The organism is Ornithinimicrobium avium (assembly GCF_003351765.1).
GTDB classification, from domain to species: domain Bacteria; phylum Actinomycetota; class Actinomycetes; order Actinomycetales; family Dermatophilaceae; genus Ornithinicoccus; species Ornithinicoccus avius.
The window spans coordinates 3,066,381-3,090,018 of the sequence record NZ_CP031229.1; the positions used below are offsets into that span (position 1 = coordinate 3,066,381).

At 74.5% G+C, this 23,638-nt stretch carries 24 protein-coding genes; 18 read left to right on the top strand and 6 right to left on the bottom strand.

Going from position 1 to position 23,638, the window contains the following annotated elements; genetic code table 11:
- The first annotated feature begins 100 nt into the window (after positions 1–100).
- The 3 genes from DV701_RS13935 (at position 101) to DV701_RS13945 (ending at position 1,997) form a co-directional block, all read left to right on the top strand.
- Positions 101–1,141, top strand: coding sequence for a DnaJ C-terminal domain-containing protein (locus DV701_RS13935; RefSeq protein WP_114929101.1), 1,041 nt, complete (start codon positions 101–103; stop codon positions 1,139–1,141).
- The gene (locus DV701_RS13940) at positions 1,141–1,587 is read left to right on the top strand and encodes a heat shock protein transcriptional repressor HspR (protein ID WP_407669373.1); all 447 of its coding nucleotides are present in this window, start codon (positions 1,141–1,143) and stop codon (positions 1,585–1,587) included. The genes DV701_RS13935 and DV701_RS13940 overlap by 1 nt, the downstream gene beginning before the upstream one ends.
- 233 nt (positions 1,588–1,820) lie before the next feature.
- Positions 1,821–1,997: a hypothetical protein gene (locus tag DV701_RS13945; RefSeq protein WP_162803048.1), complete on the top strand. Its 177-nt coding sequence runs from the start codon at positions 1,821–1,823 to the stop codon at positions 1,995–1,997.
- A 14-nt stretch (positions 1,998–2,011) separates the two neighbouring features.
- Here the strand turns inward: DV701_RS13945 and DV701_RS13950 are convergent, their stop codons facing one another.
- Entirely contained in the window at positions 2,012–2,683 is a 672-nt protein-coding gene (locus tag DV701_RS13950) for an HAD family hydrolase (protein ID WP_114931174.1), read from the bottom strand.
- Positions 2,684–2,728: 45 nt separating this feature from the next.
- Between DV701_RS13950 and DV701_RS13955 the strand changes: the two genes are divergently transcribed.
- The 6 genes from DV701_RS13955 to DV701_RS13980 all read left to right on the top strand — a co-directional run bounded on the left by DV701_RS13955 (position 2,729) and on the right by DV701_RS13980 (position 8,430).
- The gene (locus DV701_RS13955) at positions 2,729–3,592 is read left to right on the top strand and encodes an SIR2 family NAD-dependent protein deacylase (RefSeq protein ID WP_324616591.1); all 864 of its coding nucleotides are present in this window, start codon (positions 2,729–2,731) and stop codon (positions 3,590–3,592) included.
- A gap of 9 nt (positions 3,593–3,601) precedes the next feature.
- A complete protein-coding gene (locus tag DV701_RS13960; RefSeq protein WP_114929105.1) occupies positions 3,602–4,180 on the top strand; it encodes a protein-L-isoaspartate O-methyltransferase family protein in 579 nt (192 codons plus the stop codon).
- 48 nt (positions 4,181–4,228) lie between these two features.
- On the top strand, positions 4,229–5,203 hold the full coding sequence (locus tag DV701_RS13965) for a threo-3-hydroxy-L-aspartate ammonia-lyase (protein ID WP_114929107.1): 975 nt from the start codon (positions 4,229–4,231) through the stop codon (positions 5,201–5,203).
- A gap of 8 nt (positions 5,204–5,211) precedes the next feature.
- Positions 5,212–6,468 (top strand): MFS transporter, encoded by a 1,257-nt coding sequence (locus DV701_RS13970; protein WP_228255044.1) that lies wholly within the window; start codon positions 5,212–5,214, stop codon positions 6,466–6,468.
- Positions 6,469–6,530: 62 nt separating this feature from the next.
- Complete coding sequence (locus DV701_RS13975; protein ID WP_114929109.1) at positions 6,531–6,851, top strand: hypothetical protein; 321 nt, start codon at positions 6,531–6,533, stop codon at positions 6,849–6,851.
- A 34-nt stretch (positions 6,852–6,885) separates the two neighbouring features.
- Positions 6,886–8,430: a CYTH and CHAD domain-containing protein gene (locus DV701_RS13980; protein ID WP_162803049.1), complete on the top strand. Its 1,545-nt coding sequence runs from the start codon at positions 6,886–6,888 to the stop codon at positions 8,428–8,430.
- A gap of 3 nt (positions 8,431–8,433) precedes the next feature.
- Here DV701_RS13980 and DV701_RS13985 read toward each other — a convergent pair whose 3' ends face one another.
- Entirely contained in the window at positions 8,434–8,952 is a 519-nt protein-coding gene (locus DV701_RS13985) for an O-acetyl-ADP-ribose deacetylase (protein ID WP_114929113.1), read from the bottom strand.
- 80 nt (positions 8,953–9,032) lie between these two features.
- On the opposite strand from DV701_RS13985, the gene zupT reads away from it, so the two are divergent.
- The 7 genes from zupT to DV701_RS14020 all read left to right on the top strand — a co-directional run bounded on the left by zupT (position 9,033) and on the right by DV701_RS14020 (position 17,458).
- The gene (zupT, locus tag DV701_RS13990) at positions 9,033–9,815 is read left to right on the top strand and encodes a zinc transporter ZupT (protein WP_114929115.1); all 783 of its coding nucleotides are present in this window, start codon (positions 9,033–9,035) and stop codon (positions 9,813–9,815) included.
- A 149-nt stretch (positions 9,816–9,964) separates the two neighbouring features.
- Positions 9,965–12,535 (top strand): ATP-dependent chaperone ClpB, encoded by a 2,571-nt coding sequence (clpB, locus tag DV701_RS13995; protein WP_114929117.1) that lies wholly within the window; start codon positions 9,965–9,967, stop codon positions 12,533–12,535.
- A 55-nt stretch (positions 12,536–12,590) separates the two neighbouring features.
- Entirely contained in the window at positions 12,591–13,133 is a 543-nt protein-coding gene (locus tag DV701_RS14000) for a DUF7010 family protein (RefSeq protein WP_114929118.1), read from the top strand.
- A 48-nt stretch (positions 13,134–13,181) separates the two neighbouring features.
- Complete coding sequence (locus DV701_RS14005) at positions 13,182–13,895, top strand: LppX_LprAFG lipoprotein (RefSeq protein ID WP_114929119.1); 714 nt, start codon at positions 13,182–13,184, stop codon at positions 13,893–13,895.
- A 1-nt stretch (position 13,896) separates the two neighbouring features.
- On the top strand, positions 13,897–15,666 hold the full coding sequence (locus DV701_RS14010; protein WP_114929121.1) for an MFS transporter: 1,770 nt from the start codon (positions 13,897–13,899) through the stop codon (positions 15,664–15,666).
- Positions 15,663–16,244: an HhH-GPD-type base excision DNA repair protein gene (locus DV701_RS14015; protein ID WP_114929123.1), complete on the top strand. Its 582-nt coding sequence runs from the start codon at positions 15,663–15,665 to the stop codon at positions 16,242–16,244. Before DV701_RS14010 ends, DV701_RS14015 begins: the two co-directional genes overlap by 4 nt.
- Positions 16,245–16,318: 74 nt before the next feature.
- On the top strand, positions 16,319–17,458 hold the full coding sequence (locus DV701_RS14020; RefSeq protein WP_228255366.1) for an MFS transporter: 1,140 nt from the start codon (positions 16,319–16,321) through the stop codon (positions 17,456–17,458).
- An 83-nt stretch (positions 17,459–17,541) separates the two neighbouring features.
- Here DV701_RS14020 and DV701_RS14025 read toward each other — a convergent pair whose 3' ends face one another.
- Positions 17,542–18,336 carry an exodeoxyribonuclease III gene (locus tag DV701_RS14025; protein WP_114929127.1) on the bottom strand — a complete coding sequence of 265 codons (795 nt, stop codon included), beginning with the start codon at positions 18,334–18,336 and terminating at the stop codon, positions 17,542–17,544.
- A gap of 9 nt (positions 18,337–18,345) precedes the next feature.
- A complete protein-coding gene (locus tag DV701_RS14030; protein ID WP_114929129.1) occupies positions 18,346–18,762 on the bottom strand; it encodes an SRPBCC family protein in 417 nt (138 codons plus the stop codon).
- 40 nt (positions 18,763–18,802) lie between these two features.
- Between DV701_RS14030 and DV701_RS14035 the strand changes: the two genes are divergently transcribed.
- Both DV701_RS14035 and pyrE read left to right on the top strand, forming a co-directional pair.
- Positions 18,803–19,615, top strand: coding sequence for an SDR family NAD(P)-dependent oxidoreductase (locus DV701_RS14035; protein WP_114929131.1), 813 nt, complete (start codon positions 18,803–18,805; stop codon positions 19,613–19,615).
- On the top strand, positions 19,612–20,157 hold the full coding sequence (gene pyrE, locus DV701_RS14040; protein ID WP_114929133.1) for an orotate phosphoribosyltransferase: 546 nt from the start codon (positions 19,612–19,614) through the stop codon (positions 20,155–20,157). The genes DV701_RS14035 and pyrE overlap by 4 nt, the downstream gene beginning before the upstream one ends.
- Positions 20,158–20,233: 76 nt before the next feature.
- On the opposite strand, the gene DV701_RS14045 is transcribed toward pyrE, so the two are convergent.
- Positions 20,234–21,631, bottom strand: coding sequence for an SH3 domain-containing protein (locus DV701_RS14045; protein ID WP_114929135.1), 1,398 nt, complete (start codon positions 21,629–21,631; stop codon positions 20,234–20,236).
- A 409-nt stretch (positions 21,632–22,040) separates the two neighbouring features.
- On the bottom strand, positions 22,041–23,612 hold the full coding sequence (locus tag DV701_RS18520; RefSeq protein ID WP_202863545.1) for a sunset domain-containing protein: 1,572 nt from the start codon (positions 23,610–23,612) through the stop codon (positions 22,041–22,043).
- Between the last annotated feature and the right edge of the window lie 26 nt (positions 23,613–23,638).

The following is a 23,638-nucleotide window of genomic DNA, read 5'->3' on the forward strand; positions in this document are numbered from 1 at the left end:
TCCGCACGTGCCCCGAGCCACGCGGTGGGGCCGGCCGCCCGCCGGCCCCACCGCATACCGTCGGACCACCACGCAGCACCCCAGGAGGAGGTGAGGACCCATGGTCAGCCAGGACTGGATGGAGAAGGACTTCTACGCGATCCTCGGCGTCCCCAAGGACGTCGACGAGAAGACCCTGAAGAAGACCTACCGCAAGCTCGCCCGCCAGTGGCATCCCGACGCCAAGCCGGGCGACACCGCCGCGGAGAAGAAGTTCAAGGACATCGGTGAGGCCTACGCGGTGCTCTCCGACCCCGAGCAGCGCCAGCAGTACGACGCCGTCCGCGCTATGGGCGGCGGCGCCCGGTTCACCGCCGGAGGACCCGGCGGGGCCGGGGCCGGCGGTTTCGAGGACGTCTTCGCCCAGATGTTCGGCGGAGGCGGCGGCGGGGCCCGCAACGTCCGCTTCAGCACCGGAGGCAACGCCGGGGGCATCGACCTCGAGGACCTGCTCGGCGCCTTCGGCGGCGCCGGAGGTTTCCAGCAGCAGGGCGGGCAGGGCTTCCCGGGCGGTTTCGCCGGGGGCGGCCACGGCCCGCGCGGCGGCGCCCGCGGCCACGACGTGGAGGCGAGCACGACGCTCGACTTCCACGCCGCGGCGAGCGGCGAGACCGTCACCCTGAGCAAGCCGGACGGCGGACGCATCACCACACGCATCCCGGCCGGCGTCAAGGACGGGCAGAAGATCCGCCTGCGCGGCAAGGGCGAGCCCGCACCCGTCCCGGGCGGCGAGCCCGGCGACCTCATCCTGCACGTCGCCGTCCGTCCGCACCCCGTCTTCGGCCGCGAGGGCGACAACCTCACCCTCGACCTGCCCGTCACCTTCGCGGAGGCGGCGCTGGGCGCGACCGTCCCGGTGCCGACGCTCGACGGCGGCACCGTCAAGGTCAAGATCGCCCCCGGCACGCCCTCCGGGCGGGTGCTGCGGGTCAAGGGTCGTGGCATCAAGGCCAGGAAGGGCACCGGCGACCTGCTGGCCAAGGTCCAGGTCGTGGTGCCGCAGCGGCTCTCCGACAAGGCCCGCGAGGCCGTCGAGACCCTCCGTGAGGAGGACGGGAGCACCGACCCGCGCGCCGAGCTCATGGCGAGGGCGCGTCCTTGATCGCGCGGCCCGACCGGGACACGCCGGTCTACGTGATCTCGGTGGCGGCCGAGCTGGCCGGCATGCACGCGCAGACCCTGCGCCAGTACGACCGGCTGGGCCTGGTCACGCCCTCGCGCACGCGCGGGGGAGGTCGTCGCTACTCCTCCCGGGACATCGACCGCCTGCGCGAGGTGCAGCGGCTCTCCGGCGAGGGGGTGAGCCTGGCCGGGATCCAGCGCATCCTCGAGCTCGAGACGCAGGTCGAGGCGATGCGCACCCGTCTGGCCGAGCTCACCGCCGAGAACCACTCGCTGCGGGAGGCCGTCGGCCGCGCGCCGCGGGTCTTCGCCGCCGGCCGCTCCGGCGAGGTCGTGGCGCTGCGCGCCGGCACCCGGCCGGTGGCCCGGGGCGGGGGGACCGCCCTGACGCTGTGGCGCCCGGCCGGTTGGCCGTTCGGCGACTGAGCGCGGCCGCACGCAAGCCGCGCGATCTGCGGCAGGCCTGCACCCGTCCGGAGCTCCCTCCCGGAGTGCCCAGCGTCAACGCGCGCTCGAGCATCCTGGCCAGGCCCGGCCAGGCGGAACAGTCCGGGGCAGGACAGCGTTCTAGTAGACGTACCGATCATGTCCGCCGCGGTCCTGCGGTGCAGAGCTGGTGCAGAGCTGAGGTGGCTGGTGGACGGAGGTCCATGATGCCCATGGCAGTTCCTGTCGGCCCGATGTTTCTCGGCCCGTTGATGCTGGTCTTCGTGCCCCTGTGGTTCGCGTGGTTCTTCCTCTTCTTCCGCGAGCCCCACAAGGGGTCGATGCACTACGTGCACGCGCCCACGGTCCCGGCGCGACGGACGCAGGACCACCTGCACCACGGCGCGTGACCCTCCGCGGTCGCCTAGGCCCCCAGATTCTCGACGAGCTCGACCGTGACCTCGTCGAGGGAGCCGACCCGGACGTCGGCGAGCGCGAGCGCGTCCGCCGCGGGCGGTAACGCCTCGTGCGGCACGGCGATCACCCGCATCCCGGCAGCCGCCGCCGAGCGCAGCCCGTTCGAGGAGTCCTCGATCGCCACGGCCCGCGACGGCGCGACCCCGAGCAGCTCGCACGTGCGCAGATAGCCGTCAGGGGCGGGCTTGCCCCTCGCCACCTCCTCGGTCGACACGGACGCGCGGACGTGCCCGGTGAGTCCGAGCGTGGCCAGCGTCGTGTCGATCAGGCGTCGCGGCGACGAGGACGTCAGGCCCACCGGCCAGCGCGCGGCCATCCGGCGGACGGCAGCCTGCGCACCCGGCAGGGTGGGCAGGTGCGCGCGGTAGCGCGCGGCCATCGCCCCGACCGTCCGGGCCGCCACCGTCTCCGCGTCTCCGTCCACCCCGACCGTGGTCGCCATGAACTCCGACCACTCCGGCGTGGACATGCCCATCATCGCCTCGGTGGCGCCCTTCGGCCACGGCACGCCGTCGTCGGCCGCCAGTCCCCGTCGGACCTCGTCCCAGATCGTCTCGGTGTCGGTGAGCACGCCGTCCAGGTCGAACACCACGGCGGCGACCGTTGCAGAAGCTGGCATGGCCACCATCATGCCCGGGCCGGCCGACCTGCCAGGATGGGCGTCATGAGCCAGCCACCCGCCGCCCCCGTCCCGGGCCGGGCGCTGGAGCTGGTCCGCCGTGCGCAGCGGGTCTGCGTGCTCACCGGCGCAGGGATGTCGGCCGAGTCGGGGGTGCCCACCTTCCGGGACGCCCAGGTCGGGCTGTGGGAGCGCTTCGACCCCGCCGAGCTGGCCACGCCGTCGGCCTGGGAGGAGGACCCCGGGCAGGTCTGGGCCTGGTACGCCTGGCGCGCCGGCCTCGTCCGCCGTGCCGAGCCCAACGCCGGCCACCGCGCGCTCGCCGACTGGCAGCAGCGGCCGGGGACCCAACTGCGCATCGCCACCCAGAACGTCGACGACCTGCACGAGCGCGCGGGCGCGCAGGTGCTGGCCCACGTGCACGGGAGTCTCTTCGCGCTGCGGTGCGCGGAGTGCGGGCGACCCAGCGGTGCGGCATACCCCCAGGTGGACGAGCCGGTCGCCCACCTCGAGCCGCCCAGCTGCGAGGTCTGCGGTGCCGCCGTGCGTCCGGGGGTGGTCTGGTTCGGCGAGGCGCTGCCGCAGGAGGAGTTCTTCGCCGCGGCGCAGGCCGCAGAAGGCCGACCTCGTCGTGGTCGTCGGCACCTCGGGGCTGGTCCACCCGGCCGCGACGATCCCGCACCTGGCCGGTGCGCGCGGCGTGCCCGTGCTCGAGATCAACCCGCAGGAGACCGCGGTGAGCGAGGCGGCCGACGTCGTGTGGCGGACCACCGCCGCCGCGGCGCTGCCCAGGATGGTCGCGGCCCTGCCGGACCGCTGATCCGAGCGAGAGTGGACCGCCCACCGCGGCGAGGCCGAGGGGATCTGGTCGTGCCGGTGCGGGTGGAGCCCGCTGCTGGCCTGCCCTAGCCTGGAGGGATGCCGGCGGTGCCCAGCGTCGTGGAGGCCATGCGGGAGACGCCGCGGGCCGGCTATCTGCCCTCGGGGTCGCGGCGGCTGGCGCGGATCGACGCGCCGGTGGAGCTGGGCCACGGCTCCACGTGCTCCCAGCCCTCCACCGTGCGCACGATGCTGGAGCTGCTCGACGTGCGGGAGGGGCAGTCCGTGCTCGACGTCGGCAGCGGCTCGGGCTGGACCACCGCGATCCTGGCGCGTCTCGTGGGCCCGACCGGCAGGGTGCTCGGGGTGGAGGTGGTCGAGGAGCTCGTGCAGGACGCGGCCGGACGGCTCCGGCGGGACGGCCTGGACCGGGCCGCGGTGCGCGTCGCCGACCCGGACGTGCTGGGCGCGCCCGACGCCGCCCCCTTCGACCGGATCCTCGTCTCGGCGATGGCCCGCGAGCTGCCGGGGGCGCTCGTCGACCAGCTCGCCGCCGACGGTCTCATGGTCCTGCCGCTGGAGGGCCAGGTGGTGAGCGTCCGGGTCGAGGACGACCGGCCCCGTCTCGAGCCGGCGCCCGGGTGGTACCGCTTCGTCCCGCTCCGCACGCAGCCGTGAGCGGACGGGCGTGAGAGGCTCGGACGGATCGACCACGAGAGGACCACGATGAGCGCTCCGACGCTGCCCACCTACGCCGACGTCGAGGCCGCCGCGCAGGTCCTCGACCGTGTCGCGCACCGCACGCCGGTCCTGCGCTCCCGCCGGCTGGACGCCCTGGCCGGCTGCGAGCTGCACCTCAAGGCCGAGCACCTGCAGCGGGTCGGTGCGTTCAAGTTCCGGGGCGCCTACACGGCCCTGTCCGCCTTTGACGGGGAGCAGCGTCGCGGCGGTGTGGTCGCCTTCTCCTCGGGCAACCACGCCCAGGCCGTGGCGCTGGCCGCGCGCGAGATCGGCATGCCGGCGGTCATCGTCATGCCGCACGACGCGCCGGAGCAGAAGGTCGCCGCGACCCTCGGCTACGGCGCCGAGGTGGTCCGCTACGACCGCTACACCGAGGACCGGCCCGCGGTCGCGGCGGCGTTGGCCACGGAGCGCGGGATGACCCTGGTCCCGCCGTTCGACCACCCGAAGGTCATCGCCGGCCAGGGCACCGCGGTCAAGGAGCTGGTGGAGGACGCCGGCCCCCCCGACGTGCTCGTGGTCCCGCTCGGCGGGGGAGGGCTCCTCTCGGGCAGCATCCTGTCCGCCCGGGCGCTCGCGCCCGACGCGCGGATCTACGGCGTGGAGCCCGCCGCCGGCGACGACGCCCGCCGCTCCCTGCAGGAGGGGCGGATCGTGCAGATCCAGACCCCCCGCACCATCGCCGACGGTGCCCAGACCACCAGCCTGGGCGAGCTGACCTTCCCGATCGTCCGCGACGGGGTCGAGGCGGTCCTGACGGCGACCGACGAGGAGCTGGTCGGTGCGATGCGGGTGATGGCCTCGACGCTGAAGCAGGTCGTCGAGCCGACCGGCGTGCTCGGGCTGGCCGCCGTCCTGTCCGGCGCGGTGCCCGAGCTCACCGGCCGACGGGTCGGGGTGGTGCTCTCCGGCGGCAACGTCGACCTGGACCGGTTCGCCGCGCTCGTCGGGGGGCAGTGAGCACCCACGTGGCCACACCCGCCGACCCGCCGACCACCGCGCCCGACCCGCCCGGGGTGCGCGACCCCATACCCCGCGAGATCTGGGTGCTCGTCGGGGCCGCGTTCGTCATCGCGATCGGCTTCGGGATCGTCTCGCCGGTGCTGCCGGCCTACGCCCGCTCCTTCGACGTCGGGGTGGCGGCGGCCTCGGTCATCGTCTCCGCGTTCGCCTTCTTCCGGCTCGTCTTCGCGCCGGCCGGCGGGCTGCTCGTCGGGCGTTTCGGGGAGCGGCCGATCTACCTCGCCGGGCTGCTCGTCGTCGCGGCCTCCTCGTTCGCGACGGCGTTCGCCCAGTCCTACGGCCAGCTCCTGCTCTTCCGCGGTCTGGGCGGGGTCGGGTCGACGATGTTCACCATCTCGGCGATGGCGCTGCTCGTCCGGCTCGCGCCGCTGCGGGCGCGCGGGCGGGTGTCCTCGGCCTACGGCTCCGCCTTCCTCATCGGCGGGATGGTGGGACCGGTGCTCGGCGGGCTGCTCGCCGGGTGGGGGATGCGCGCACCCTTCATCGTGTATGGCGTGGCGCTCGTCCTCGCCGCCGGGGTCGTCGCCGTGGGGCTGGGCGGCGCCAGGTTACGGCCGGCGCCGGACCGCTCGGAGCGCCCGACCATGGCGCTCGCCGAGGCGTGGCGCTCCCCGGTCTACCGGGCCGTGCTGGTGTCCGGTGCGGCGAACGGCTGGACCAACTTCGGGGTGCGGATGGCGGTGCTGCCGCTGCTCGCCATCGCCGTCCTCGACCAGACCTGGGTCGCCGGCGCGGTGCTGGCCGTCGGTGCGGTGGGGACCGCAGCCACCCTGCAGGTGTCCGGCCGGCTCACCGACCGCCTCGGCCGCCGCCCGCTGGTCCTCGTCGGGCTGATCACGATGGGTGTCTCGATGGCGCTGCTGGGGCAGGCGCTCCGGCCGGGGCTGTCGACCACCGCGGGCCTGGCCGTCCTCTTCGTGCTCTCCCTCGTCTCCGGGGTCGGCGCCGGCATGGTCAACCCGGCCCAGCAGGCGGCGGTCGCCGACGTCATCGGCAACCAGCGCAACGGCGGGAAGGTGCTGTCGACCTTCCAGATGAGCCAGGACGGCGGCGCGATCGCCGGTCCGATCCTCATCGGGCTGATCGCCGACGCGGCGGGCTTCGGCTGGGCGTTCGGGGTCACCGGGCTGGTCTGCCTGCTCGGCACGCTGCTGTGGTGGCGTGCGCCCGAGCCGTTGACCCTGCACGCCGAGGTCGACTGAGACGCGCCACCCTGGCCCTGGCATCCCGGACGCAACGCGTTCGCGCGCCTACCCTGGGCACCGTGAGCACCGCAGAGCCTCCCCACGCCGGCAGCGAGCACCTCCTCGTCCTGCCGGACCGGCGGCGCGCCGAGGAGATCGCCGACGCGCTGCGCTCGGAGGGCTTCGAGCACGTGCGCGTGCTGCGCGAGGCACCGCGGGGCCGGGGCCACGGGGCCGGCGGCGCAGACGCCGGGTGGGGCGTCCACGTCCTCGACACGCGCCTGCCCGACGCACCCGGGGGCGGGGCCTACGAGGGGCTGCGGGAGCGTTTCGTGGACCTGGCGCGCGAGCACGACGGGTGGTACGACCAGCCCGGTGACGAGCGCCCTGCCACCGGCTGACCCCTCCGTCCGGCGCGACGGCCAGAATGGGGTCATGAGACAGGTCGAGACCGAGCGCAAGTTCCACCTCGACCCCGACGACCCCTTGCCCGCGCTGGGCGACCTGGTCCGGGTGGGGCCCGCGCGCGAGCTGCGGATGCGCGCCGTCTACGTCGACACCCGCGACCTGCTGCTGGCCCGCAACCGGATCACCCTGCGCCGCCGCGAGGGAGGGTATGACGAGGGCTGGCACCTCAAGCTCCCCCGCCCGGACGGTTCCCGCCTCGAGGTCCACGCGCCGCTGGGGCGCGGCCCCGGACGCCTCCGCGTGCCGACCGGCCACAGGACGGAGGTGGCCGCCGCGCTGGGGGAGGCGTGGCCGGCGGGCGCGGACGCCGCGCTCCTGCCGGTGGCCGTGCTCCGCACGCACCGCGTCGAGATCGACCTGCTCGACCCGGTCGGGAGCGGTGGCGAGGACGCGGCCGGCGCCGGGCCCGTGCTGGCCCAGCTCTGCGACGACACCGTGACCGCCCTGCCGCGGGGGAGCGGCTGGCGCGAGCTCGAGGTCGAGCTCGTCGAGGGCGACGACGCCCTGCTCGACCGGATCACCGAGCACCTCGCCGGCCAGGGCGTGGAGGTCGCGGACAACCCGTCCAAGCTCGCCCGGGCCCTGGGCGAGCGGCCCGAGCGCGCCGCCCGTGGCGAGCGCCCGGGTGCGGACGCGCCGGCGGCCGAGGTCGTGCTGGCGCACCTTTCTGCCCAGGTCGCGGTGATCCTCGGGCGCGAGGACGACGTGCGGGCCGACGCGCCCGACGCGGTGCACAAGGCCAGGGTGGCGACCCGGAGGCTGCGCAGCGCGCTGCGGACCTTCCGCCGGCTCCTGGACCCGGACGTGACCGAGCCGCTGCGGGCCGAGCTGCGCTGGTACGCCACCGCCCTCGGGCGGCCCCGCGACGCCGAGGTCATGCGGGAGCGGATGCTGACCGCGATCGACGAGCTGCCGGTCGAGCAGGTCGTCGGACCGGTGCCCCAGCGGCTGCGCACCGAGCTCGACGCCCGGCACGACCAGGCCCACGCGGCGCTCGCGGGCGTGCTCGACGGCGACCGCTACCTGCTCATGACCGACCGCCTGGTCGAGCTGCTCGCCGAGCCGCCGTGGCGCGGACGCGCGCACCGGCCGGCGCAGGACGTGCTCCCCTCGCTGGTGGCGGCGGCCGTCGAGCGGGTCCGCGCGGACCGCGACGTCGCGGCGCGGGCGGAGGGCGCGGAGCGCGTCCGCCTGTTCCACGAGGCGCGCAAGAAGGCCAAGGCCGTGCGCTACGCCTGCGAGGCGGTGGCGCCCGCCCTCGGCGACGGGGCGGCCGCCGCGGCGCAGCGGTGGGAGCTGGTCACCGAGGCCTTCGGCGAGGTGCAGGACTCGGTCGTGGCGGAGGAGTGGCTGCGCGAGCTGGGCCACGTGGCGGCCGGCGCCGGTGAGGAGACCTACACCTACGGCGTGCTCGTCGGACGCGAGGAGGCCCGCCGCGAGGAGAGGACGCTGGAGGCGGGCGAGCAGCTCCTCGACGACGCGCTGGACCACGCCTGGCCGCCCGCACGCTGACCGTCAGGCGCCGAGCGCCCGCTCGAACTCCGCCAGCACGGCCTCGCCGAAGAGCACGAACCGCACCTCCTGGACCCCGGGCGTGGCCGGCGCCGTCTGGCGGACCGTCGCGACGGCCACGTCGGCGACCACCGCAGGGTCCCAGCCGTAGACGCCCGCGCTGACCGCCGGGAAGGCCACCGAGGCGGCGCCGACCTCGTGCGCCTCCTCCAGGCTGCGGCGGAAGCAGGAGGCGAGCAGGTCGGGGTCGCCCTGGCCGGCGTGCCGGTTCGGGCCGACGGTGTGGACGACCCAGCGCGCGACCATCCGGCCGGCCCCGGTCGCGACCGCCTCGCCCACCGGCAGCCCGTCCGGCCACCGCTCGGCCCGCACCCGCCGGCACTCGGCGAGCAGCTCCGGCCCCGCGGCCCGGTGGATCGCGCCGTCCACCCCACCCCCGCCCAGCAGCGAGGAGTTGGCGGCGTTGACGACCGCGTCGACGCGCTCGGTGGTGATGTCGCCCAGGTGGCAGCTGATCTCCATACCTCCAGGGTGGCACCCGTGAGGATGTGCGGGAGGATCGACCTGCCCGGTGACGCCCGACCACGAGCAGGAGGTATGCGGTGGCCCTCGCCCTGCTCGTCGCCCTCCTCGCCGGGCTGTCCACGGTCGTGGGCGGCTGGCTCGGCACCCGCGAGCAGCTGCTGCGGAGGCAGGCCCTGGCGGCGGCGCTGGCGTTCGCGGCCGGCCTGATGATCGCGGTCTCGGTCGTCGAGGTCGCGCCGCAGGCGGTCCGTGCGCTGCGCGACGTCGTCGGGCTGCGGCCCGCCCTGTGGTGGGTCGGTGCCGTGACCCTGCTCGGCGCGCTGGTCGTCGTCGGGATCCACAAGGTGATCCCGCACGACCTCAACCCCGCCGAGCTGGAGGGTGTGGAGGACGTGGACGAGGCGCGGCTGCTGCGCAGCGGGCTGCTCGTCGCCGCGGTGGTCGGGCTGCACAACCTGCCCGAGGGGCTGGCCACCTTCATGTCCACGCTGCAGGACCCGGCGAGCGGGATCACCCTGGCGGTGGCGATCGCGATCCACAACGTGCCCGAGGGGGTGGCGGTGGCGGCGCCGATCTACGCGGCGACCCGTGACCGCTCGCGGGCCATCATGTGGGCGACCGTCTCGGGGCTCGCCGAGCCGGTCGGGGCGGTGGTCGGCTACCTGCTGCTGCGGGCCGTGCTGCCCGAGCAGTGGCTGGTGCTCTCCCTGGCGCTGGTCGCCGGGATGATGCTGGCGCTGAGCTTCCTGGAGCTGCTGCCGGCGGCGCGGCGCTACCAGACGCACTACAGCCAGTCGCTGGTCGGCTTCTTCCTCGGCGCGGTCGTCATGGTGCTCTCCCTGGCACTCCTCGGGCTCTGACCCTTCCCTCCCACCCCCGACCACCGTGTCGCCGGTCGGGGGTGGGCCGAGCGTGTCGCCGGTCGGAAGTTGAGCGGAATACACTCAACTTTGAACAGGTTGGAACGGGCAGAGTCCGTTTTTCCCACTGCCGACGAAGGTGATGCTGCATGGATCTGTCCCTGACCACCAAAGCCCAGGAGGCCCTGTCCGCCGCCGTGCGCGACGCGGCGGCCGCCGGCCATGCCCAGGTCGAGCCGGCCCACCTGCTCAAGGCGCTCGCCCAGCAGACCGACACCACGACCGGGCCGCTGCTCGACGCCACCGGGTCCTCGGCCACGTCCGCGCTGCAGGCCGCCGAGTCCGCGCTGGCCTCGCTGCCGACGGCCAGCGGCTCCTCGATGGGCAACCCCGGCCTGTCCCGGGCGATGCACGGGGTGGTCAAGGACGCCCAGGACACGATGGCCCAGATGGGGGACAGCTTCGTCTCCACCGACCACCTGCTGCTGGCCGTGGCTCGCACCGGGCTCTTCCCGGTGCTCGACGCCGCCGCGATCGAGGAGCGCATCCCGACCCTGCGTGGCGGCCAGAAGGTGGACAGCGCCGAGCCCGAGGGCACCTTCGACGCGCTCGGCAAGTACGGCACCGACCTGACCGAGATGGCGCGCGAGGGCAGGCTCGACCCGGTGATCGGCCGGGACTCCGAGATCCGCCGGGTGGTCCAGGTGCTCTCCCGCCGGACCAAGAACAACCCCGTCCTCATCGGCGACCCCGGCGTCGGCAAGACGGCCGTCGTCGAGGGCCTGGCCCAGCGGATCGTCGCCGGTGACGTGCCCGAGTCGCTGCGCGGCAAGAAGCTCGTCGCCCTCGACCTGAGCGCGATGGTCGCCGGCGCGAAGTACCGCGGGGAGTTCGAGGAGCGGCTCAAGGCCGTCCTCGGCGAGATCAAGGCCAGCGAGGGGCGGGTCGTCACCTTCATCGACGAGCTGCACACGGTGGTCGGCGCCGGCGCGACCGGCGACGGCTCGATGGACGCCGGCAACATGCTCAAGCCGCTGCTCGCCCGCGGCGAGCTGCGGATGGTCGGCGCCACCACGCTGGACGAGTACCGCGAGAACATCGAGAAGGATCCCGCGCTGGAGCGCCGCTTCCAGCAGGTCTTCGTCGGCGAGCCCTCGGTCGAGGACACGGTCGCGATCCTCCGCGGCCTCAAGGAGCGCTACGAGGCGCACCACAAGGTCGCGATCGCGGACTCCGCGCTGGTCGCCGCGGCGAGCCTGTCCGACCGCTACATCACCGGTCGCAAGCTGCCCGACAAGGCCATCGACCTGGTCGACGAGGCCGCTTCCCGGCTGCGGATGGAGATCGACTCCAGCCCCGTCGAGATCGACGAGCTCCAGCGCCAGGTGGACCGCCTGACGATGGAGGAGATGCACCTGCAGCGCGAGGAGGACGAGGCCTCCCGCCAGCGCCTGGCGAAGCTGCGGGCGGACCTGGCCGACCGTCGCGAGCAGCTTGCCGCGCTCACCGCGCGCTGGGAGGCGGAGAAGTCCGGCCTCAACCGCGTCGGCGAGCTCAAGGCCCGGCTGGACGACCTGCGCACGCAGTCCGACAAGCTCCAGCGCGAGGGCGACTACGAGGCGGCCTCCCGGCTCCTCTACGGGGAGATCCCGCAGCTGGAGAAGGACCTGACCGCGGCCCAGGAGCAGGAGGATGCGGCCGTCAGCTCCGCCCCCGAGTCCCCGATGGTCAAGGACGAGGTCGGCGCCGACGACATCGCCGACGTCATCTCCATGTGGACGGGCATCCCGGCCGGCCGGCTGCTCGAGGGCGAGACCGAGAAGCTGCTGCGGATGGAGGACGTCATCGGCACGCGGCTCATCGGCCAGCGCACCGCGGTGCGCGCCGTCAGCGACGCGGTCCGCCGCTCGCGGGCCGGCATCGCCGACCCGGACCGGCCGACCGGCAGCTTCCTCTTCCTCGGCCCGACCGGTGTCGGCAAGACCGAGCTGGCCAAGGCCCTGGCCGACTTCCTCTTCGACGACGAGCGGGCGATGGTCCGCATCGACATGTCGGAGTACTCCGAGCGGCACGCCGTCGCGCGCCTCATCGGCTCCCCGCCCGGCTACGTCGGCTACGAGGAAGGCGGCCAGCTCACCGAGGCGGTCCGCCGGCGTCCCTACTCCGTCGTCCTGCTGGACGAGGTGGAGAAGGCCCACCCGGAGACCTTCGACATCCTGCTGCAGGTCCTCGACGACGGGCGGCTCACCGACGGCCAGGGCCGCACGGTGGACTTCCGCAACGTCATCCTGGTGATGACCTCCAACCTGGGCAGCCAGTTCCTCGTCGACCCCACCACCGACGAGCAGACCAAGCACGACCAGGTCATGGTCACCGTCCGGCAGGCGTTCAAGCCGGAGTTCCTCAACCGGCTGGACGAGGTCGTCATCTTCGACCCGCTCAGCCAGGACGAGCTGGCCACGATCGTCGGCCTGCAGGTCGAGCTGCTGGCCCGCCGCCTCACCGACCGGCGGATCGAGCTCGACGTCACGCAGGCGGCGGCCCGCTGGCTCGCCGAGCGCGGCTACGACCCGGCCTACGGCGCCCGTCCGCTGCGCCGGCTCGTCCAGACCGAGATCGGCGACCGGCTCGCCCGGGCGCTGCTCGCCGGGGAGGTCCGCGACGGCCAGACCGTGTCCGTCGACGTCGCCGACGACGGGGACAGCCTCACCCTGAGCTGAGGCGGTGCCTCGAGACCATCCCAGGGGCTCGTTCCGGGCACGTAGGGTCGCCGGCATGGACGAACTGGAGGCCTACCTGCAGACACTCGCGGCCGTCAACCACCGTGGCGCCGGCTTCCTCGCCGCCTACGGCACCACGTGGCTGGCGGCCGCCCTCCTCTGGCGTCTGCGCGGGTCGGTGGTCGGCAGCTACGCCGCCCTCTTCCAGGGGATGGTCGCGCTGCCGCTGGCCCTGGCGCTGACCGCGCTCACCGCCAGCGGTCCCCGCCCGGAGGGAGCGGCGCTGAACCAGCTGGCGATCTACCTGTCCACCGGCCAGCTCCTCGTGCTGCCGCTCGCCGTGGTCCTGGTCGTGCGGCGGCGCCACCTGCTGGCCGCGGCGACCCTGAGCACCGTCATGGCCGTGCACCTCGTGCCCTACTCGTGGCTCTACCGGACCCCGGCCTACCTCGGCGCGGCCGTCGTCGTGGCGCTGGCCACCGCCGTCCTCGTCGGGCGCCACCTGGGCGAGGAGGGCGAGGCCCGGACGGGGGGATGGGTCTGCGCGTCGACCGGCGGGGCCCTGCTGCTGGGGGCGAGCGCCGCCCTGCTGTCCTGAGGCGCCCACCGCCAGCCCGCGGACGCGGGTCGACGGCATACTTGCCCCATGAGACCCACCCGGCGGACCCTGGTCGTCCTCGCCCTCGGCGCCTCGCTCACCCTCGCCGCCTGCGGCGGCGACGCGGAGGACCCGGCCCCGACCACGCAGGCGCCGACCGCCGCGGACCGGCTCGGGCAGGCGCACGACGTGCTGGTCGATGCCGGCTCGGTCCACCTCGAGCTCGCCGGGACCGGGCTTCCCGAGGAGGAGAAGAGCTACATCATCGGCGCGGTGGGTGAGGGGACCATGGACCCGCCCGCCTTCACCGGGACGATCACGGCCAGGCTGGCCGGGATCCAGGCCGACGTGCCGACGGTGGCGCTGGACGGCGACCTGTGGGTGAAGCTCCCGTACGTGCCCGCGCACGTCAGGACCGACCCGGCCGATCTGGGCGTGCCCGACCCGGCGACGCTGTTCGACCCGCAGGACGGCCTGGTGGGGCTGCTCCCGCAGACGCAGGACCCGCAGTTCGGCGACGAGGCACGGGCCGGCGCCGACGTCGTCCAGGAGGTCACCGGGACGCTGCCCGGCAAGGCGGTGACCGACCTGCTGTACGCGGGCGACGCGGCGTCGCCCTTCGACGTGACCTACGGGCTGGTCGAGGAGGGCTGGGAGCTGCGGACCGTCGAGATCACCGGACCGTTCTACCCACCTGCGACGTCCACCTACACGGTCACGCTCACCGCCTACGGCGAGCCGGTCACCGTCACCAAGCCCTGACGTGAGCGGGCGGGGGAGCCAGGCGGCCACCGGCCGGAGGGGGACGTCGTCGGCGCAGGCGCGTGGCGCGCGGTCGCTGCTGACCGTCGCCTCGCTGGCGGTGGCGCTCGCCGCTGCCGACACCTACGTCGTGGTGCTGGCGCTGACCGACATGATGGCCGGCGTCGGGGTCGGGATCGAGTCGCTGCAGAAGGGCACGCCGATCATCTCCGGCTTCCTGCTGGGCTACATCGCCGTGCTGCCCCTCATCGGACGGCTCTCCGACCTGGTCGACCGGCGGCGGATCCTCCTGTGGTGCCTGGTGGTCTTCGTCGTCGGCTCGGCGATCACGGCTGCCGCGGTGGAGCTGCCGGTGATGGTGGGTGGCCGCTTCCTCCAGGGGCTGGGCGGGGGCGGGCTGGTGCCGGCCACCCTGGCGCTCGTCGCCGACCTGTGGCCACCCGGGCGCCGTGGTATGCCGCTCGGCGTCGTCGGCGCCGTCCAGGAGCTGGGCTCGGTGCTCGGTCCGCTGCTCGGCGCGCTCGTGCTCGTCGTCGCCGGCTGGCGCGACATCTTCTGGCTCAACGTGCTGCTGGGGCTGGCCTGCCTGGTGGGGGTCTGGGTGCTGCGGGACGCCACTCCCTCTCCGCCAGCACCGCCGCCGCGGCCCGGTCCGGCACGGGCGGCGGTGCGCGTCACCGCATACCTCCTGGCGGGGACGGCCGCGGTGCTGACCACGCTCGCGCTGTGGGCGCCCCGGGCGCTGACCACCTCGATCGCGCTCGGCGGCCCGTTCGTGCCCTTCGACCCGACGTCCGGGTCCCGGGTGCTGACCCCGGTCGGCGCCGCCGCGGCGGCCGTGTGCCTGCTGCTGGGGCTGCTCACCGCACCGCGATGGCTGCCGCTGCTGGTCCGGGCCGACCTGCTGGGCGCGAGCTTCGTGGCGGTCTGCCTGGGGGCGCTCGTGCTGACCTTCGCCACCGCCGACCCGGAGACCGAGGTGCTGGGGCCGTGGGGGAGGTGGTTGCTGCCGCTGGCCGCGCTCACGGCGCTCGCCTTCGTGGTCCGCCAGCGCACGGCCCGCGACCCGCTCATCCCCGAGGGCGTGGTGCGGCGGCGGGTGTGGCCGGCGCTGGTCGTCAGCCTGCTGGTGGGCGCCGCGATCGTGGCCGTCGTCGTCGACGTCCCGCTGCTCTCCCGGCTCGTGCAGGACACGGACGAGACCGACGCCGCGCTGGTGCTGGTGCGCTTCCTGCTCGCCGTGCCGGTCGGGGCGGTCGTCGGGGGATGGGCGCTGCGGCGGCTGGGCCCGGCCCTCGTCGCCGCGCCCGGGCTCGCGCTGGCCGCCGCCTCGGTCCTGGACATGGGCCGCTGGGACCGGGGCACCCTCGACGACGCCCTCGCCACCACCCTGCCCCTGGTCGGCGCCGGACTCGGCGTCGGCCTGGCCATCGCCCCGGTCAACGACGCCGCGCTGGCCGACGCGCGCGAGGACGGCCACGGCACGGTCAGCTCGCTCGTCGTTGTCGCCCGGATGGTCGGCATGGTCGTCGGCCTGGCCCTGCTGACCTCCTTGGGACTGCGCCGCTTCGAGCAGGAGGTCGCCGGCCTGCCGGACCCGACCGACACCGACGCCCTCCTCGGCGCCGCGGTGGTCCAGGTGCAGACCGTGCTCACCGGCGCCGGGCTGGCCACGGCCCTGGCGGCCCTCGTCGCGCTCGGGCTGGGCCTGCGGCCGCCTCCGCCGGCAGCGTCGCCGGGCGCGGCCCTTCGGCATACCATCGAGCCATGACCCAGACCCTCCACCTCGTCGGCGAGCCGGAGGCCGACCGTGTCCTCTCCGAGCACCCCTTCGCGCTGCTCACGGGCATGCTGCTCGACCAGCAGATCCCGATGGAGGTGGCCTTCGACGGCCCCCGCAAGATCGCCGAACGGCTCGGGTCGGTCGACCCGCAGAAGATCGCCGCCACCGACCCTGAGGAGTTCGTCGCGCTGTTCGCCACGCCGCCTGCGGTGCACCGCTTCCCCAGGTCGATGGGACAGCGCGTGCACGACCTCGCCGCGACCGTGGTCGCGGACTGGGACGGTGACACCGAGGCGATCTGGACGCGGGACGACCCGGACGGCAAGGAGATCCTCAGGCGGCTCAGGGCGCTGCCCGGCTACGGCGACATGAAGGCGCGCATCTTCCTGGCACTCCTCGGCAAGCAGCGCGGCCTGGGGGCACCCGGCTGGCGCGAGGCGGCAGGAGTCTACGGCGAGGAGGGGGTCCACCGCTCGATCGCCGACGTCACCAGCCCCGAGTCGCTGCAGCAGGTGCGTGCCTACAAGAAGGAGAAGAAGGCGGCCGCCAGGGCCGCCGCCCAGTGACCGCGCCCGACTCCCCGACCGGAGGGCCACCGCCCCGGGACCTGCCGCCGACCAGCATCTGGGCCGTGCCGGGCATGCTCGCCCTGGCCGTGGTCTCCTTCGCCGGCTTCGCGGGGTATGCCGCACTCCTCCCGGTCGCGCCGCTCTGGGCGGTCCACGGCGGGGCCGACTCGGCCGGGGCGGGGCTGGTCAACTTCGTGCTGCTCGGCGCGACGGTCGCCACGCAGTTCGCCGTGCCCGCGCTGATCCGTCGCGTCGGCTGGACCCTCACCCTGACGCTCGCCCTCGTCCTGCTCGGCGTCCCGGCGGTCCTGCACGTGCTCACCGACGAGCTCGGGACGATCCTGCTGCTGTCGGCCGTCCGCGGCGTCGGGTTCGGCATCCTCACCGTGGCGGCCAGCGCCGCGGCGGTGCTGCTCGTGGACCCGGCGCGGCGCGGGGCCGCGGTGGGCGCCTACTCGCTCGCGCTCGCCGCCCCCAACGTCCTGCTCATGCCGGTCGGCGGCTGGATCGCCGAGGCCTGGGGCTTCTGGATCGTCTTCGTGCTCAGCGGGGTGTCCCTGCTCGGGATCCCCGCCACCGTCCTGCTGGCGCGGCACCTGCCCGAGCGCGCCACCGGGGACCCCCAGCACCCGGAGGTGGCGGACGCACCCGCCGGCGCCGCGACCTACCTCGCCGTGCTCTCGCCGACGCTGGTCCTGCTGGCCATCACCCTGGCCGGCGGCGCGCTCATCACCTTCGCGCCGCAGATGGTCTCGGTGGCGTGGCTGGCGACCGCCGGGCTGTTCGTCTTCGGGCTGGTCTCGACCGTGCTGCGGTGGCGGGTCGGCGCGCTGGCCGACCGCCTCGGCTCGGGTCGCCTGGCCTGGGTCTTCGTGCTGGTCGCGGTGGCCGGGCTGCTGGCGGTGGCCTGGCTGACCCAGCAGGAGGTGGGCCTCGACGGCCTGCTGCCGTGGCTGCTCGGCTGCGCGCTCCTCGGCGCCGCCTACGGCGGCCTGCAGACGCTGACGATGGTCTCCGCCTTCGAGGCGGCCGGTCCGCGCCGCGTCGGGGCGGCGAGCGCGGTCTGGAACGCCGGCTTCGACGCCGGCACGGGCCTCGGCGCCGTGCTCGTGGGCACGGTCGCCGTCCAGCACGGCTTCGGGACCGGGATGGCGATCTCCGCCGGCCTGGTGCTGCTCACGCTGCCGCTGGCGCTGCGCGCCCGTCGCTGACCACAGCGTCCCGTGGAAGTGCTGCACGGCATGGCACTTTCGCGGGACGCTCTTCCACGGGACCGGCGGTGCGCTCCGTGTCCTCATCCGGCCGTCAGGTCGACGACCACCGGGGCATGGTCGCTGGCACCCTTGCCCTTGCGCTCCTCGCGGTCGATGAAGGCGCCCTCCACCCGCCGCGCCAGCCCGGGGCTGCCCAGGCAGAAGTCGATCCGCATGCCGCGGCGCTTCGGGAAGGCCAGCTGGGTGTAGTCCCAGTAGGTGTAGGTCCCCGGCCCGGGCGTGTGCTCTCGCGTCACGTCGGCGAAGCCCGCGCCGACCACCCCCTCGAAGGCCGCCCGCTCCTGCGCCGAGGTGTGGGTCTTGCCCTCGTAGTAGTCGACCGACCACACGTCCTCGTCGGTCGGCGCCACGTTCCAGTCGCCCATCAGCGCGATCGCCGCGTCGGGGTCCTGCCCAAGCCAGCCCGCCCCGGCCTCCCGCAGCGCCGCCAGCCAGTCCAGCTTGTAGACCATGTGGGGATCCTCCAGCGACCGGCCGTTGGGGACGTAGAGGGACCACACGCGCACCCCGCCGCAGGTCGCGCCCAGCGCCCGGGCCTCCGCGGCTACCGGGTTCCCCCACCCCGGCTGCCCCGGGAAGCCGACCTGGACGTCCTCGATCCCGACGCGGCTGACGACGGCGACGCCGTTCCACTGGTTGTGCCCCACGTGCGCCACCTCGTAACCGGCCGCCTGGAACGGCAGGTGGGGGAACTGGTCGTCCCGGCACTTGGTCTCCTGCAGCGCCAGCACGTCGACGTCGTGCCGCTCGAGGAAGGCCACCGCCCGGTCGACGCGGGAGCGGATGCTGTTGCAGTTCCAGGTCGCGATGCGCACGCCGCCAGACTAGGCGCCGGTGATCCGCCGCACCGCCAGCAGGTATGCCGTGCGCACCGCTGGCCGGGCCAGCGCGGCCAGGCGGTCGGGCACCAGGGCGGCACCGTAGGTCTGGTGCCAGCGCACCAGGGTGCCCTCGGTCGTCGGCCGGAGCGTCACGGTCACTGCTCCGCGCAGCACCTTCCCGACCTTGTCGACGACGGCGCGCCGCGGCGGGTCCCACTCGCGCACGACCATGTCGTCGTCGAACCCGAGCGGGCCCAGGCCGGTGCGGCCGGTGAATCTCGCCCCGGCACCCAGCGGGCCCCCCGCGACCGTGGTGAGGGGGACCGCGGCGGTGTGCCGGTCGAGGTCCCACAACCGTTCCCAGACCACGTCGGGGGGTGCGGCGAGCGTGAGCTGGAAGGAGAACGCGGCGCGCGGCATACCCGTCAGCGTACGGGTCCGGCAGACGTAGGCTGGCGTCATGGGAGTCGCACTGGTGACCGGAGCCTCGTCCGGGCTGGGACGGGAGTTCGCCGAGCAGCTGGCCGGCCGCGGCCACGACCTCGTCCTCGTCGCCCGGCACCCGGAGCGGCTGCAGCAGGCCGCCGCCGAGCTGCGGGACCGGCACGACGTCGCCGTCGAGACGCTCACCGCCGACCTCGTCGACCGGGGGCAGCTGCAGCGGGTCGCCGACCGCCTGGTCGACCCCGACCGGCCCGTCGACCTGCTCGTCAACAACGCCGGCTTCGGCTCGGGGCGCGGCTTCGTCCGCAACGACCTCGCCGAGGAGGAGGCGGCCGTGGACCTCATGGTCCGGGCGGTCATGGTGCTCAGCCACGCCGCCGGTCGGGCGATGCGCGGGCGGGGGCGCGGTGCGATCCTCAACGTCTCCTCCGTCGCCTCCTTCGCGGTGATGGGGCACTACTCGGCGATCAAGGCCTACGTCACCGTCTTCTCCGAGGCGCTGGCCTGCGAGCTCGCTCCCCACGGGGTGACGGTGACGGCGGTGTGCCCGGGCTTCGTGCACACCGAGTTCCACCAGCGTGCCGAGATGGACATGTCCCGGCTGCCGGAGGCGCTCTGGCTCGACGCTCCCGCCGTGGTCCGCGAGGCGCTCGCCGCGGTCTCGCACGGCAAGGTCGTCTCCGTCCCCTCGCTCACCTACAAGGGCGTGGTCGGGCTGCTGCGGGTCGTCCCGCGCCGGATCACCCGCGGCGTCAGCGGGTCCCTCGCCACCCGGCGCCGAGGCAGGGACCCGGACCGTCTGAGCCGGGCGCTACCCTCGCTGCCATGACTGCCGCCCGCGACCGCCTGCTCGAGCTCGTCAAGGACAGGGCCGTGGTGCACGGCCGGGTCACGCTCTCCTCGGGCCAGGAGGCCGGCTACTACGTCGACCTGCGCCGGATCACCCTCGACGGGCAGGCCGCCCCCCTGGTCGGCGACGTCATGCTCGACCTCGTCTCCGACCTGGAGATCGACGCCGTGGGCGGACTGACGATGGGCGCGGACCCGGTGGCGACCGCGATGCTGCACGCCGCGCACCGCCGCCACGGGCGGTTGGACGCCTTCGTGGTCCGCAAGGCCGAGAAGGCCCACGGGCTGCAGCGCCGCATCGAGGGGCCGGACGTCGAGGGTCGGCGGGTCCTCGTCGTCGAGGACACCTCCACGACCGGCGGCTCGCCGCTGACCGCGGTGCAGGCCTGCCGGGACGCCGGTGCCGAGGTGCTCGCGGTCGCGGTCATCGCCGACCGCGCGAGCGGGGCGGAGGAGAAGGTGCGCGCCGCCGGCGTGGACTATCGGGCCGCCTATTCCCTGGCCGACCTCGGGCTGAGCTGAGCGACCCCGTTCCCGCAGAGCAGGGACCCCGCACCTTCCCCGGGTGCGGGGGCCCTGAGCTCGTGACGGGGGTGGGTCAGAGGCCGGGGACCCGGCCGTACCACATACCCGGGTCCTGCAGCATGGGGCCGTACATGACCCCGGTGCTGGGGTTGCGGGCGTCGTAGACCATGCCGTTGCCGGCGTAGATCGCCACGTGGTACCACTTCGTGTAGAACACGAGGTCGCCCGGCTGCGGCTCGCTGACCGGGGTCACCACGGTGCGCTGGTCGCGGACCGTCCGCGGGATGTTGATGCCGTGCTGCTTGAAGACCCACCAGGTGTAGGAGGAGCAGTCGAAGGCGTTCGGCGGGGTGCCGTAGAGCACGTACGGGTAGCCGACGTACGACGCCGCGGTCGCCAGGACCGCCTCGCGCACCGGGGTGCTCGGGGCGGGGTCGGACGGGGGCGGCGGTGCCGGTGCCGCCGCGGGCGCGTCCGGGGTGAGGACGCTGGGCGCCATGTACTGCGTGGTGGAGATCCGCAGCCAGCCGTTGGTGCTGACCACGCCGCTGACCGCGCTGCCCTGGGTCTTGGTGCCCACCACCTGGTGTGCGGTGGAGGGTCCCGAGCGCACGTTGGCGACGGGGACGCTGACCCACCTGTCGACCTTCGTGGTGCCGCCGTCGTTGCCGCCGGGGTCGGTGGCACCCAGGACGGAGGGGGCCATGTGCTGGGTGTCGGAGATCTTCAGCCAGCCGTTGCTGCCGATCGTGCCGCGCACCTCGGTGCCCATCGTCTTGGTGCCGACGACGGCGTAGCTGGTCGAGGGCCCGCGGCGCACGTTGGCGACCGGGACGCTGACCCAGCGGGTGACGGTCTCGGCCGACGAGCCGCCGTCGGGGTTGCTGGAGGTCAGGATCGTCCCGCTGACGTACCTGCCCTCGCCAACCTTGAGCCAGCCGTTGACCCAGCTGCCGAGGGCCTTCTGCCCGTAGGTCATCGTGTCGACGACGCGGTAGCCCAGGCCGGGGCCGGAACGCACGTTGCCCACCGCGACGTCGAGCCACATCGTGTCGGCCTGCGTGTTCGTGCCGGGCTGGCTGGAGCTGACCACGGAGGGGGCCATGTACTGGGTGTCGGAGATCTTCAGCCAGCCGTTGGAGGTGACCGTCCCCTGGACCTTCGCGCCCAGCGACCTGGTGCCGACGACCCGGTATGAGGTGCTGGGACCGGAGCGCACGTTGGCCACCGGGACGCTGACCCAGCGGGTCACGCCCTGCTCGACCGTGGGCAGCACCGGCGCGGTGGGAGCGGGCGCCGCCGGCAGCGCCGGCGAGGCGGGCAGTGCCGGTGCGGAGGGGAGGAGCCCGAGCGGCGTGCGCGGGGGCTGCGGCTGCGGGGCGGCGTGAGCCGACGGTGCCAGGGTGATGACCGGGGCCGTGGCGGCGGTGACCGCGATCAGCGTGCGGGACAGGCTGCGCGTGCGCGACATAGAGGCATCCATCAGGGGGGTCGGGGACGAGACCGCTCACAGGGGCGAGCACGAGCAGTGAACCCATCTTTCGCGGTCCGGTCAACCCACGCTGACCTGCATGAGTACGCTTCTAGCGGTAACCACAACCGTGTAACTATGTGAGGTTGCTCACACACTCTCAGCAAACATGCAGGTCACCCCGGATATGACACAGGTGTAACTCTCTGACCTGCGATGATTCCGCATTTTCACTCGTGTTTCGCTCGCCACAGGCGACCCACGCAGAGCGGGAGCGGACGGACTGGTGGGGTCCGTGTGACGCCCCGACGCCCCGTCCCGGCCTCGTCCTGCGGTCGAGTGGGTGAGAGGTGCCGGCAGCGCAGAGCCCCCGCCGACCGGGTCGGCGGGGGCTCTGCGTGTGGTGGGCTCAGCGGCGGCGGCGGTCCCAGTGCGCGAAGCCGGCGTTGCGCGCGGCGTCCTCGGACTCGAACCAGACCTCGGCGCGCACGGCGTCGTAGCTCGGCGACTCCGGCGTGTGGAAGAGCATCGAGCCGGCGTTGCCCTTGATCTCCCAGCCGGCAGGACCGGTGCCGTCTTCGAGCGGCTCTGCCGAGCCGGCCCCGTAGGCAGCCTCGGCGAAGACCGGGGCGTAGCCGGGGTCGTCGGTCCTCGGGGTGGCGGCACCGTTCGCAGGGGCCGCGTAGGTCCCGTCCGTCGGAGCCTCCGCGGCGACCTCGGGGTCCGTGGAGCCTGCGGCGAAGTCGTCCGCCGTCTGCGGTGCGCCGTAGCCCGCGTCGGCCGGGGCCGGGGCGGCGGCAGCGCTGTCAGCAGCGGGGGTGTCGAGCGGCGCGTCGGGCGTGGTGTCCACGGACTCGTAGCCGGCGCCACGTCCGGCCGCCTCCTCGAGCCCGCTGGTGTCCTCGGCGGCCGGCTCCTCGACCCGCACCGCGGATCCGTCGTCGGCCCGGTAGGTCGTGCTCTCGTCCCCGACCGGGTACTCCTGAGCAGGTCCGGCGTCGACGTCCGTGCCCTGGTCGGTGGGCAGGATCTCCTGGTGGAAGCCACCGGTCGCGGGAGCTGTCCCGGCGCCGGGGGCCGCATGCTCGGCGTCAGCGTCAGCGACGGGCTCGTCGATCACCTGCTCCTCAGCCACGGGCTCGTCGATCGCGGGCTCGTGGTGCGCGGATGCCGCGGCGAGGCCTCCGCCGGCGGCAGCCGCAGCGCCCAGCGCGGCCGCCTCGCCGACGTCCGGGCCGTCCGGGTCCCAGCCGCCCCGGGAGTCCTCGTGGAGCGACTCCTGGGTCTGGCCCTCCACGTCGAGCGGCTCCTCGCTGCTGCCCGCCTCGATCTCCTCGTCGGTGAGCGGCCTGGCGCCCTCGGCCTCGAGCGACCCGTCGTGGTCCGCGCCCACGGGCGCGCTGTCGGCAGTGACCTCGTCCGGGGTCTGCGCGGGCGGCTCGTCGTCGGCAACCGGTCCGGCCGCCGCGGCCCCCCCGGCACCGGCGGCTCCGACCGCAGCGGCCTGGGCCACGTCCGGGCCGTCGGCGTCCCAGCCGTCGGCGGCGGTCGTCCCCGTGTCGTACGCGCCGGCCTCGGGGCGGTAGGGCTCCGCCTCGTCCTCGCCCACCGGCTCGTCGTAGGTCTGGTCCGCCACCGGCTCGTCGTAGGTCTGGTCCGCCACCGGCTCGTCGTAGGCCTGGTCCGCCACCGGCTCGTCGTAGGCCTGGTCCGCCACCGGCTCGTCGTAGGTCTGGCCAGCGGTGGTGACCGGCTCGGCCGGCACCGCCTCGGCGTCCTGGTCGTAGACGCCCCGCTCGTCCACCGGGGCCACGCCGGCGCGTCCGCCCGGGGCGTCCGGGATGCCGTCGCGGTCGGTGTCGGCGGGCGGCACGTCGACCGCGCCGTTCTCCTTGCCCGGGGAGCGCAGGAGCATGAACACCGCGGCACCGATGAGGAGCAGCAGCAGGATGATCATGATCCACTTGGTGGTGTCGTTCATGTGGCGTTCCTCCTAGTGACGACCCG